This is a genomic window from Sediminibacillus dalangtanensis (assembly GCF_017792025.1).
GTDB classification, from domain to species: Bacteria; Bacillota; Bacilli; order Bacillales; family Amphibacillaceae; genus Sediminibacillus; species Sediminibacillus dalangtanensis.
Genome location: NZ_CP046956.1, coordinates 3,750,755 through 3,762,891, shown reverse-complemented (window position 1 = coordinate 3,762,891; position 12,137 = coordinate 3,750,755). Strand labels below are relative to the sequence as shown.

The window sequence follows — 12,137 nt, the reverse complement described above, 5'->3', positions numbered from 1 at the left end:
TCACACTAAAAACATTACCTATTCATTGAATTTCTATTTCAAATGTAAGAAAACCGAAAAAGCTAAAACAATTTGCTATGCAATTTTTGTACTTGATCTTTTAATGTTTGTTCTCTTCTTCTAGTGCCTTTATACGGTTTTTTTAAGGTCTTATTAACTTCCTCTGAACGGACACTTTTACTAGTTTTACGAGGGTTTAACTCACTTATTTGCATCCCTCTTAATGTCTCCACTCTAGTTCTAACATCTTTTTTTTGTAAAGCCATGACTTTGAAACATTCGCTTTTTGTGCAACGGAATTAAAATTAATCTTCTCTTTTTTCAATGCTATCTCTGAAATTGTCTTTTCAGCCCTAATTCTTGTCTTTTCCGACTTTTCTTTGGATAGTTGAATTATGGCAGTTGTTTACTAGTTTCTAGTCATCTTAATTTGTCTCCTCTAACGAATAAATAATTTGCTCTAATCTATCTTTAACACGTTCGTTAGTTTCAACCTGACGCTGCCATTGGTTCTGTTTAGCCCTATTTAATATTTCTTTAGTTCGGTCTAAGGGCTCTTCATGTTCAATTAGAAATTGTTTACTTGTACAGAAGTTCGTACAATCTAAACAAGCATTTGCGGGAGGAGACGGTCCCGCTAACCGCTTCCCTGGTACGGTCTTCTGTTATTTTCCAATGTGAGGTGTTCCACAATTTGTTGTTTATCTATGAGAAAAATTTGAGGTGACTTATGAGGAATGTTTGTATCATTTGCAATCTGATGTGATAATCTTCTGCTTTCGATAACCTTTACCATATAGCAATCTAGTTTATCTTCACCAGATGTTTGAAAAAAGGCCTTTACATGCTTGAAGGCTCTTGCACTAATCATACAAGAAGTACTATGTTTAAAGACTAATATTGGTGAATTCATCGAACTTTCCCATACATCTTTACATTCTTCCGGTGTTGTCAGTTCATTGGCAGGCCCCATCTTCACTCTCCCCGAAAATATATCAATTCCTACCTTTACTGTTGATTCCGTTTGTCTACCATAGAACCAATTGTTAATCCTAACACAATGCCGATTGCTATACTTATCGCTACTTGATCAATGGCCACTCCAAAGCTAGTACCAATCCCAACGCCAAGGATAATTCCAAATCCACGAAACTTTGATTTTCCCATATTATTGTTCCTCTCCATTTGTTTGAATGAGGCAACCTAAAAAATTTTTTATCTATTCCTATACGATTATTTAATGCTGAAAGTTTCAAATATTAACTACTTTTCAGCTTTATCTATCGGTTTACACCCCCCCTAAGCCAACAAAACAAAATGTAAGCGCATAATCATTTCCGTTGTGCAACGGAAAAACAATGTGTGTTCTTGAAAGCGTTTGTAATCTACAATGAAAGCAGATACAAAATAACAGCATCTTAGGAGGAATTATAGATGAAACATATATTACTCGCATGTTCAGCAGGAATGTCCACTAGCTTATTAGTTTCGAAGATGAAAGAGGCAGCAGAGGCAAAAGGCATTGAAGCTGAAATTTGGGCTGTTGCACAGGATAAAGCACCGAAAGAAATGGAGCGTGCCGATGTACTGTTGATCGGACCGCAAATGCGCTTTATGAAAAAGAAATTTTCCAAAACAGCCGATGAGGTAGGTATCCCACTGGACGTTATTGATCCGATGTCTTACGGCAGAGTCGATGGAGAAGCCGTTTTGAATAAAGCATTAGAACTAATGGGTGAATGATAGCTTAACAGAATAAAACAGGCCCGTTCGATCAGCGAGTGGCACAGTACGTTGGTTGACGGCGGGCCGTTTTGGAGAAAAGGGGAGAATAAACGTGAACAAATTCATGGAGGTTTTAGAAAATATTCTAATGCCGATAGCGGATAAACTAAATAACAACCGCTATTTGACGGCATTGCGCAACGGCTTTATGGTTGCATTGCCTTTCATCATCTTTGGTTCCATTTTTGTCGTTATTGCCAATTTTCCTTTCCTTGATCAGTGGATCAGTGAAAGCGCCTATGAAGCATACCAGGCTGCCTTAGGACCTGCATCTGCTTCCACCCTGAGTATTATGGGATTGTTCGTTATTATTGGTATTGGTTATAAGTTGACGGAACATTATGGAGGCGAATCGATTTATGGCGGTGCCGTTGCTCTGGCTTCATTTTTAATTCTTACGCCGCAGGTGATCGATTTCGAAACGGCAAATGAAACCATTGAGCAGGTAGGCGGTGTCATTCCGACTGCAAGCTTGGGAGCAGAAGGGATGTTCCTTGGTATTTTTACCGCTTTCTTTGCTGCTGAACTGTACCGTTTCTTTGTAGAAAAAGATTGGACAATCAAAATGCCGGCAGGTGTTCCGGACGCTGTTTCACGTTCATTCAGCGCATTGATTCCGATCACCCTGACATTATCTATATTTCTGATTGTCCGAATTATTTTCAGCTACACACCATTTGATACCGTACAAAACTTCATCTATACCTTGATTCAAGAGCCGCTTACAGCACTTGGAAGCGGACTGCCGGCCACGCTGATTGCGGTCTTGTTGATTCAATTGTTCTGGTTCTTCGGGCTGCACGGCCAGATTATCGTCAACTCTGTGTTTGATCCAATCTGGTACGCTTTGAACAACCAAAACCTGGAAGCTTTCAATGCTGGACAGGAACTTCCCAACATTGTCACCAAGCAGTTCATCGATACCTTCATTGTCGGTATCGGTGGCTCCGGAATGACGTTGGCAGTTATCATCGGTATCTTCCTGATCGGGCGAAGTCGTCAATTGAAAGAATTGGGTAAATTGGGAGCACCGGCAGGAATATTTAACGTAAACGAACCGGTGATATTCGGTCTTCCGATCATCATGAATCCGTTGGTCATCATCCCTTGGTTGATCGCGCCTGTTATCGTTACGTTCATCACTTATTTTGCGATGGCTTCTGGTATGGTTCCTTATCCGAATGGTGTCATCGTGCCTTGGACAACGCCAACCGTGCTGAGCGGATTCTTGGCGACAGGCAACAGCTGGCAGGGCGGGGCTTTGCAATTGGTCAACATCGCTGTGGTGTTTGTCATCTGGTGGCCGTTCCTGAAAATCATGGATAAACAATATTATGAAAATGAAAATTCTGCGGAAGATCAGCGGAATGAAACGGTAAATATGTAACTAACTTGAGACTCGAAGGTGGAATAACCGATGGATAACTTAACAGAAATTGCTTTTCAAATCATCTTGTACGCTGGAAATGGCAAGTCGAGTGCCATGGAAGCAATCCAGGAGGCAAAAGAAGGAAATTTTACTGAAGCCGACCGTCTCATCGAAGAAGCAGGCGAGGAGCTTGGCAAAGCGCACGGTTATCAAACAAAATTGCTTCAAGAAGAAGCAAGCGGGGAGGGGGCTTCTGTGAATGTGATTCTCGTGCATTCACAGGACCACCTGATGACCTCGATGACCGTGAGAGATTTAGCCGTGGAAATCATCGAAATCTATCGACACAAGTAACTGGAGGTAATAGCTATGTCTGTTCAATACAAATTTCCGGAAGGATTCTGGTGGGGAAGCGCTACCTCTGCCACGCAAATCGAAGGAGCTGCCAAGGAAGGCGGCAAAGGCCGAAATATTTGGGACGAATGGTATGATCAAGAGTCGAACCGTTTTTTTGAAGGAGTAGGACCACAGACCACTTCTGATTTCTATCATCGCTATAAAGAAGACGTCCAGCTGATGAAGCAAATCGGCCACAATACGTTTCGTCTATCGATTTCCTGGTCCCGTCTTATCCCCGGAGGTCGCGGGGAAGTGAATCAGGAGGCAGTCACCTTTTATAACAATGTAATCGATGAATTGATTGCCAACGACATTGAACCGTTTGTCAATTTGTATCATTTTGACATGCCGTTGGAACTGCAAAACGAGGGCGGTTGGGAAAGCAGAGCGGTCGTCGAGGCTTATGCTGAATATGCCAAGCATGCTTTCCGTTTGTTTGGCGACCGGGTCAGCAAATGGTTTACGTTTAACGAACCAATTGTGCCGGTTGAGGGTGGTTATCTGTATGATTTTCATTATCCGAACGTAGTCGATGCCAAGCGGGCAGCACAGGTTGCTTATCATACGATGGTGGCGCATGCCAAGGCGGTAGAGACGTTCCGCACCTTTGCTATCAAAGAAGGAAAAATCGGTATCATCTTGAATTTGACTCCTTCTTACCCGAGGAGCCAGAATCCTGCTGACTTAAGGGCCTCCCGGATTGCCGATTTGTTCTTTAACCGCAGTTTCCTCGATCCATCTGTTTTAGGGGAATATCCACAAGAATTGATCGATATCCTTGAGGAACATGGCCAGTTGCCTGTGACAGAACATGGCGATAAGCAATTGATCAAAAACAACACAGTGGATCTGCTTGGTGTTAACTATTATCAGCCTCGTCGTGTCAAAGCGAAAGAAACACTGCCTAACCCTTACAGTCCGTTTATGCCGGAATGGTTCTTTGATCATTACGAGATGCCGGGCCGGAAAATGAACAAATATCGCGGCTGGGAGATTTACGAAAAAGGTATTTACGATATCATGATGAATCTGAAAGAAAACTATGGCAACATCGAATCCTTCATATCTGAAAACGGAATGGGTGTCCAGGACGAGGATCGCTTTATCGAAAACGGTCAAATCCAGGATGATTATCGGATAGAATTTATTAAAGGTCATCTAGAATGGCTTCATAAAGCAATCGAAGAAGGGGCCAATACAAAAGGCTATCATTTATGGTCATTCATGGATAATTGGTCCTGGATGAATGCTTATAAGAATAGATATGGATTCTTTTCCGTAGATATAGAAACAAAAGAAAGAACACCGAAGAAAAGTGCTGAGTGGATCAAACAAGTTGCAGAAAATAATGGCTTTTAACCTTGCTGCGACTGATTAGGGGAGGCGCAGCGGGAACCGATTGATTGTAATCATCCCGCTGCGTCTTTTTTTCCATCCTTTTTTGCGGATTTGACTAAAAGCAATGACGATAACAGTGGAGAGGCGTGAAAATAATGACTGGTATCAAAGTGGTGACGATCGGCGGAGGATCAAGCTACACACCTGAGTTGGTAGAAGGATTTATCAAGCGGTACAACGAGCTTCCGATCAGGGAACTGTGTCTCGTCGATATTCCAGAAGGAAAAGAAAAGCTCGAAACAGTAGGCGCACTTGCCAAGCGGATGGTGAAAAAGGCAGGTGTCCCGATGGAAATCAAGCTTTCCTATGACCGAAAGGAGGCACTGCCTGGAGCAGATTTTGTCACGACCCAAATTCGGGTGGGGTTGCTGGAGGCTCGTGCTAAAGACGAAAAAATACCACTCAAGTATGATGTGATCGGACAGGAGACCAATGGTCCCGGCGGTTTGTTTAAAGGCTTGCGAACGATCCCGGTGATACTGGACATATGCAAGGATATAGAGGCGTTATGCCCCGATGCCTGGCTAATTAACTTTTCTAATCCAGCCGGGATGGTGACAGAAGCGGTCTTGCGTTACAGCAACATCACAAAAACGGTCGGGCTTTGCAACGTGCCGATCGGAATGCGGATGAGCGTGGCAGAAATGCTGGAGGTGGAGCCGGATCGGGTACACATCGATTTTGCCGGCCTGAATCATATGGTGTTCGGACTCCATGTTTATCTTGATGGAGAGGAAGTTACCGGCCTGGTACTGGATAAACTGACTAGCGGAGAAAGCATGACCATGAAAAACATCGTCGATCTCGGCTGGGAGCCGGAATTCCTCCAGGCATTGAAAGTCCTTCCATGTCCGTATCATCGTTATTATTATCAAACCGATAAAATGCTGAACCAGGAGAAAAAAGAAGCAAACGAAGCGGGCTCGCGCGCAGAGGTAGTCCAGCAGCTGGAAAAGGAATTGTTTGAACTGTACAGCGACCCAGAACTGACGATCAAGCCTCCACAGCTGGAAGAGCGGGGAGGAGCTTATTACAGTGATGCCGCCTGTAGTCTGATTGACTCGATTTACAACAATCGAGGGGATATCCAGCCAGTCAATACGAGAAACAACGGAGCAATTGCCGGCATCCCTGCAGAATCTGCAGTAGAAGTGAATTGTGTGATCACCAAGGACGGACCGAAACCGATTCAGGTAGGTGAATTGCCGGTTCCAGTACAAGGGCTTGTTCAGCAAATCAAATCGTTCGAGCGGACAGCTGCTGAAGCTGCTGTGACCGGTGATTACAATACAGCGCTGCTTGCCATGACCATTAACCCGTTAGTACCGTCCGACACGGTTGCCAAACAGATTCTCGATGAAATGCTGGAAGCGCATAAAGCACACTTGCCACAATTTTTTCAAACAGTAGTATAATAAAACGACAGTACCTCGCAGCCAATCGTGTATTGGTGAAAAATCCTATTAGTTGGAAAAGGTTCTGATGCATTCAGAACCTTTTTTCCGCGTGAAGGAACGAATCAAGCATGGATGAAAGGAGGCGTTTAGATGAACTCCCGGACCATTACCATACTGCGTGAATTAATGGCAGCCCGATCGCCGCTGACAAGTGACTATTTGGCCAGTATCAATCAAGTGACATCCAGGACGACAAGGGAAGATGTGAAGCAGCTCGACGGCACACTCTCCCATAACGGCGCAGTAGTCGAATCGATTCGCGGAACTGGATACAAGCTTCATATCAAGGATGATCAAAAGTTCCGCAAATTCCTTCAAGAGGTTTTAGAAGAGGAAACAGATGAAGCCCCGCTCGTTCCTGATCTTCCAGAGGAACGGACAGCTTACCTGATCAGGCGGCTGCTGCTTACAGACAATTATTTGAAGCTGGATGACTTGGCAGAAGAAATGCATATCAGTAAATCGACGATTCAAAATGATTTAAAAAATGCGAAAAAAATATTGGCTAACTATGATATCCACTTGGAAAGCCGTCCTAATTATGGCCTGAAGGTCACCGGCAGTGAATTAAAGCTTCGGTTTTGCATGGCTGAGTATATTTTCGATCGCAGTGAAGAGGCTGGCCAAAGGCTGTTGAATGACCAGCTGACTTCCCTAGCGAAGGAAGATTTGACGGTCATTTGGAAGATCATCATGAATCAAATCAAAGAAAACGGGCTCACCTTGTCTGATATCGCCATCAATAATTTATTCATTCATTTGGCAATCGCTTATCAACGGATCAAAAATGGATACCATGTTTCTCTATATCATAAAGATTTGGATGACATTCTCGACAAAAAAGAATACCAGGTTGCCGAAAAAATCGTCGGGCGGGTCGAGGAAAGCTTTCAAGTCGTTTTCCCGCAAACAGAGATCGCCTATATAGCCATTCACTTGTTGGGGACAAAAATGTTATACCAAACCGGTATGGAAGTCGATCAGGTGATGGAGGATGATATTTATCAAGTGGTGATGAGCATCCTCGACCGTATAGAAGAAAAACTTGCACTTGGCATCAGGCAGGATCAAGAGCTGATCATCAGTCTTGGCCTTCATTTAAAGCCAGCCATCAATCGGTATAAGTACGGAATGAATATTCGGAACCCCATGTTGGAGGATATCAAAACCAATTACCCGCTGGCTTTTGAAGCAGGTCTTATCGCGGGTCTTGTGCTCGAAGAATACACCGATGCCAAAATTGATGAAAATGAAATTGGCTACTTGGCGCTTCATATCGGAGCGGCCATCGAAAGGCAAAAGCTGAAAACAGGACCGAAGCGATGCCTGGTTGTTTGCGCCTCGGGGATGGGTAGTGCACAATTACTGTTTTATAAGCTGAAGTCCCAATTCGGGGAGAAGCTAGACGTCGTCGGGACGACAGAGTACTACAGGTTGAATCAGGCGTCTTTTCAAGATATCGATTTTATTGTAAGCTCGATTCCGATTTCTGAGCAACTTCCGGTGCCTGTCATCGAAGTGAACACAATACTCGGTGACACCGATTTGAAGAAAATCGAGACGTATGTAGCCGATCCGAAACAAAGTATCGCCGATTATTTTAAGCAGGACCTGATTTTTTTACAGAAGGACTTCGCTTCCAAGCAGGAGGTTCTGGAGTTTTTCGCTGATACTTTGACTGAAAGAAAATTGGTGGACGAGACGTTCCTTGCGGCAGTGGAAGAGAGGGAAGCTGTGGCGCCTACAGCATTCGGGAATCTGGTGGCAGTCCCCCATCCCATCACGCCGCAATCGAATCAAACGTTTCTGGCTTTTTGCACATTGAAGCGAGCAATTGACTGGAGCGGGAAGCGCGTGCAATTTGTCTGCCTGCTCAGTGTGGAGAAGGACAGCACAGCCGATTTACAGTCGATGTATGATTTGCTCGGCAGGGTGATCGATGATCCTGCTATTGTGCAAAAATTATTGAAAGCACGGGACTATGAAGCATTCATTGATGTGCTCCCTAAATAAATGGAAAAGCATTCAGAAAGCTTGAATGCTTTTTTCTTTGAACGAATCCGTTATAATAAGACTATCATTATATAAATTTTTCGAAAGCGGGGAAAGAAGATGAAGCTGGCCAGTTATACATATAAACACAAGTTTGGAGAAACACGTATTGGTGCTATCCACGGTGATCGGATTATTGATCTCCAGGAAGCCCACAGGCAATTCCTTCTGTCGCGTAATGAAGAAATGGACGCAATCCTACTGCCATCCAATCCTACTGCTTTCTATCGTCTCGGCCATACGGGCATCCGTCGCGCGCAAACGGCATACACATATGCAGTGGAGCACCAAGTGGCAAGCACTGAAGTGGAACGATTTGGAGTAAAGCTCGAGCTTCCGGTTCCTAATCCGGGGAAAATCATTTGTATCGGCACTAATTATGCAGATCATGTAAAAGAAATGAAGAGTACCATTCCCGAACATCCGGTGTTGTTTGCCAAATTTGCCAATGCTCTAATTGGTCCGGAAGACAGTATCGAAAAATCATCGGCCACGGAAAAACTCGACTACGAAGTAGAACTTGCTGTGGTAATCGGCAAGCGCGCGAAGAAAGTTGCCAGAAAGGAAGCGGATCAATACATTGCGGGCTATACAATCGCCAATGACATCTCAGCTCGTGATTTACAAAAACGGACACCGCAGTGGCTACAGGGAAAGACACTCGACAGGAGTACACCAATTGGTCCCTGGATCGTAACAGTCGATGAGATACAGGATCCTGGTAAACTGGGAGTGAAATCATATATCAATGGCGAGCAGCGTCAATCCTCCAATACCAGCGAGCTGATTTTCGATGTACCGTATCTCGTTTCCTTCCTATCGGAGCTAATGACACTGGAACCAGGTGATATTATTTTGACAGGCACCCCGCATGGTGTCGGTTTTGCGATGGATCCGCCGACATTCCTGAAAGCAGGAGACCGGGTCACGATGGAAATCGAAGGCATCGGGATGATGGAAAACTATGTAATCGATCAAGATGCATAAAGAGCGTGAGCAAAGGAAAGCCCATTCGAACTCGTTCGGTTTTGATTTCATATAAGCGGTGATTTAAACCTAGCAAATAATAAAGTTGCAGTACCTTGCCGCAGCGGTTGGAAAAGCAACTCAAACAACAGGATGAGGAATTACGTTATACCCCAGCCGCTTTTTTCAGCTGCTATGATTATTCTTCAATAACGATTGCCTGACTGCCCATTTGTTCCCAGGCTTTTTCAAAATTGTCCCGGTCTATCTGTTTGTTTTTGCCTCCATAAGGGTCATTGATATATACGTAGTCGTCCTCATAGCCGGTTACAGCCACGCTGTGAAGGCTGAATGTCACTTCTATTTCTCCATTCGGAGTCTGCCAGGTTTCAAAACCGCCGACAGGAGCGAAGGAGGTAGTGGTAATGATCCATACAGGAAGCCCTTTATCCAATGATTGATAGATTGCATCAGGGCTGCTGCCAGTTAAATCGACTGCTCTGTCACCAACATATTGTTTGGCTAAATCCAGTATTGGACCATGATAAACACCGAGGCCCGGACCGTCCGCCATGTTTCCGACAAAACCTTCATTCGGATCTCCCTTCAACCCGTTTTCATAAGTAAGCGGGACGACATGGACGTTCTCAGCAAGTTCATTTTTCGTTACTTCTATGCCATGATAATTCAAGATCATGGCAAGACTCGTTACCTCGCAGCCATTGTACAGCCGGGGTGCCGCCATCTGTTCGATTAGCGGCACATCCAGTGGCAATTCCGCTTTTTCTTCCGGGATGTCCAGAACGAATAAAGGATCATCGGCTTGCTCCTGTTTTGCTATTGGGATATCGAGCTGCCTCAGGAAGTCTGCAGTGGCATAAAGTTTATTGCCATAGGCAATCACTTGTCTTTGATCAAGTGATTGTGTTTCTAAAGCCTCCAGGCTTGCCTGGTAGCTGTTTTCCTGCGCTTGCGGAAAATAAAGCCGTTCGTCCTCTATAGTGGCAGTTGCCACTTGCAAAATCGGATCGTAAGCAAGTTCTGTGGATGGCTGATAAGCCAAAAGCGGGTCGGCCGGTAAGTAGTATTCATTCCCTTTACGCAGTATCGGATTGCTTACTTGATTTTCTCCGATCTGCAGCTCTGCGTCTGATTCGACAACGGGAGTGGGGATCTGTTTTAAGGATGTATCCGCTGCTGTAGTTTTCACTTCCACTTTAGCGGGCAAAACGGTAGTTTTATAGAATAAATAAAAGATCGATGCCAAGCATATAAACGGTAATAGAATAAGCAGTTTTTTCAATCGGATCAACTTCTTCCTGTCTGACTAAATTAGTGTTTATTATAGTACAAGTTTCATAGAAAGAAAATCACCAAGATTGCTCATTTCTGCTCTAAATTACGTTGGATTGGTCGAGACTTGTCTTTTTGGATAAAAATTACGGTGTGTTATAGATAGTGGAAAGCCGATCTGTCCGTGCTCTGTCGACAAATCGGCTTGATTCATTTTTGTTTATTCTATTTCAGCAGTTTTAACTAGCTGTTTGCCTATGTTTTCTCCTGTGAACAGGCCGAAAAATGCTTCGGGGATTTGTTCGAAGCCGGTTTTGATCGTTTCTTTATACGTCAATTCCCTGTTGTTGACCCACTCTGCAAGCTTTGTAAAGCCTTCCTTAAACCGGGGCTGGTAATCACCGACAATAAACCCTTTGATCAATGCCCGCGATTTGACGATGTGCATTTGCAACCGCGGCCCATGGGCGTTCGGGTCATTGTATGTAGCAATGGACCCGCATTGGGGGATTCTTGCGTGATCATTCAGCAGGGGATATACAGCATCCGACACTTCTCCACCGACATTGTCAAAATAAACATCGACACCGTCTGGACAAGATTCAGCCAAAGCTTCCGACAGGTTATCGGTTTTATAATTAATGGCCTTGTCTGCTCCTAATTCTTCAGTCAGATAGCGGGTTTTTTCTTCACTCCCGGCGATTCCCACTACATGAGCTCCATAGATTTTCGCAATTTGTACGACAATCGATCCAACAGCTCCAGCTGCAGCTGAAACGACGACCGTTTCCCCTGCTTTCGGATTTCCGATATCGGTAAGACCGAAATAGGCAGTTAATCCAGGCATACCTAAAACACCTAAGGAAGTAGTGACCGGTCCTAGCTCCGGATTTATTTTTCTGAGTTTTTCAGCGGACGCTGTGGAATATTTTGCCCACGGCAATGTTCCGGTGACAACATCCCCAGGCTGAAGGCTTTCTGCATTAGATTCTACTACCTGCGCAATCACTCCACCGCTGATTGCTTTGTTCAGGGCAAATGGTTCTATATAAGACTTAGCGCTACTCATACGGCCTCTCATATACGGATCGACCGACACGTAAACGGTCTTTAGCAGTGCCTCCTCTTTCGCGGGCTCCGGCATTTCCGTATCCACTATGCGAATATGTTCTTCAGTCGGCATTGCTTCTGGTCTTTTCACTAATTGGATTTCTTGATTTTCCGCCATGCTTCTCTCCCTTTCGTTCCATAATAAGATTCGTTTTATTTAATGGTAACATTCCCCGTTTTTGCTGGCATCTCATTTGATTCATGGTATCCAATTGAAGATAAGCATGAATGTAAAAACCGCCGTAAAATTGGTGAAATGCACTTGTATAAAAATACATAATAAAGTATAATTATTTATCAATCAATGG

General features: G+C 44.2%; 12 protein-coding genes and 1 pseudogene. 7 read left to right on the top strand and 6 right to left on the bottom strand.

The genetic code is table 11. From position 1 onward, the window contains the following. Positions 1-220: 220 nt before the first annotated feature. The 4 genes and pseudogenes from ERJ70_RS20085 to ERJ70_RS18335 all read right to left on the bottom strand — a co-directional run bounded on the left by ERJ70_RS20085 (position 221) and on the right by ERJ70_RS18335 (position 1,185). A complete protein-coding gene (locus ERJ70_RS20085) occupies positions 221-340 on the bottom strand; it encodes a hypothetical protein (protein WP_245208221.1) in 120 nt (39 codons plus the stop codon). 85 nt (positions 341-425) lie between these two features. Then, positions 426-641 (bottom strand): annotated as a pseudogene (locus ERJ70_RS18345) (transposase); the annotation flags it as partial. Beyond that, a complete protein-coding gene (gene ytxJ / locus ERJ70_RS18340; protein ID WP_374099830.1) occupies positions 638-913 on the bottom strand; it encodes a bacillithiol system redox-active protein YtxJ in 276 nt (91 codons plus the stop codon). The pseudogene ERJ70_RS18345 and the gene ytxJ, both read right to left, overlap by 4 nt. 95 nt (positions 914-1,008) lie before the next feature. Continuing rightward, positions 1,009-1,185, bottom strand: coding sequence for a glycine zipper domain-containing protein (locus tag ERJ70_RS18335; RefSeq protein ID WP_209366177.1), 177 nt, complete (start codon positions 1,183-1,185; stop codon positions 1,009-1,011). A 249-nt stretch (positions 1,186-1,434) separates the two neighbouring features. Here ERJ70_RS18335 and ERJ70_RS18330 point away from each other — a divergent pair, with 249 nt between their 5' ends. The 7 genes from ERJ70_RS18330 to ERJ70_RS18300 all read left to right on the top strand — a co-directional run bounded on the left by ERJ70_RS18330 (position 1,435) and on the right by ERJ70_RS18300 (position 9,447). Beyond that, on the top strand, positions 1,435-1,743 hold the full coding sequence (locus ERJ70_RS18330; RefSeq protein WP_209366176.1) for a PTS sugar transporter subunit IIB: 309 nt from the start codon (positions 1,435-1,437) through the stop codon (positions 1,741-1,743). Between the two features lie 94 nt (positions 1,744-1,837). Continuing rightward, entirely contained in the window at positions 1,838-3,172 is a 1,335-nt protein-coding gene (gene celB, locus ERJ70_RS18325; protein ID WP_209366175.1) for a PTS cellobiose transporter subunit IIC, read from the top strand. Positions 3,173-3,202: 30 nt separating this feature from the next. Next, entirely contained in the window at positions 3,203-3,508 is a 306-nt protein-coding gene (locus ERJ70_RS18320; protein WP_209366174.1) for a PTS sugar transporter subunit IIA, read from the top strand. 15 nt (positions 3,509-3,523) lie between these two features. Next, positions 3,524-4,912 (top strand): 6-phospho-beta-glucosidase GmuD, encoded by a 1,389-nt coding sequence (gene gmuD / locus ERJ70_RS18315; protein WP_309507157.1) that lies wholly within the window; start codon positions 3,524-3,526, stop codon positions 4,910-4,912. Positions 4,913-5,046: 134 nt separating this feature from the next. Then, positions 5,047-6,366: a 6-phospho-beta-glucosidase gene (locus ERJ70_RS18310; protein WP_209366173.1), complete on the top strand. Its 1,320-nt coding sequence runs from the start codon at positions 5,047-5,049 to the stop codon at positions 6,364-6,366. Between the two features lie 132 nt (positions 6,367-6,498). Further along, on the top strand, positions 6,499-8,421 hold the full coding sequence (locus tag ERJ70_RS18305; RefSeq protein WP_209366172.1) for a BglG family transcription antiterminator: 1,923 nt from the start codon (positions 6,499-6,501) through the stop codon (positions 8,419-8,421). A gap of 99 nt (positions 8,422-8,520) precedes the next feature. After that, positions 8,521-9,447: a fumarylacetoacetate hydrolase family protein gene (locus ERJ70_RS18300; protein ID WP_209366171.1), complete on the top strand. Its 927-nt coding sequence runs from the start codon at positions 8,521-8,523 to the stop codon at positions 9,445-9,447. Between the two features lie 178 nt (positions 9,448-9,625). Here the strand turns inward: ERJ70_RS18300 and ERJ70_RS18295 are convergent, their stop codons facing one another. After that, positions 9,626-10,330: a C39 family peptidase gene (locus ERJ70_RS18295; RefSeq protein ID WP_374099828.1), complete on the bottom strand. Its 705-nt coding sequence runs from the start codon at positions 10,328-10,330 to the stop codon at positions 9,626-9,628. Between the two features lie 609 nt (positions 10,331-10,939). Further along, a complete protein-coding gene (locus tag ERJ70_RS18290) occupies positions 10,940-11,947 on the bottom strand; it encodes an NADP-dependent oxidoreductase (protein WP_209366170.1) in 1,008 nt (335 codons plus the stop codon). Positions 11,948-12,137 lie beyond the last annotated feature (190 nt).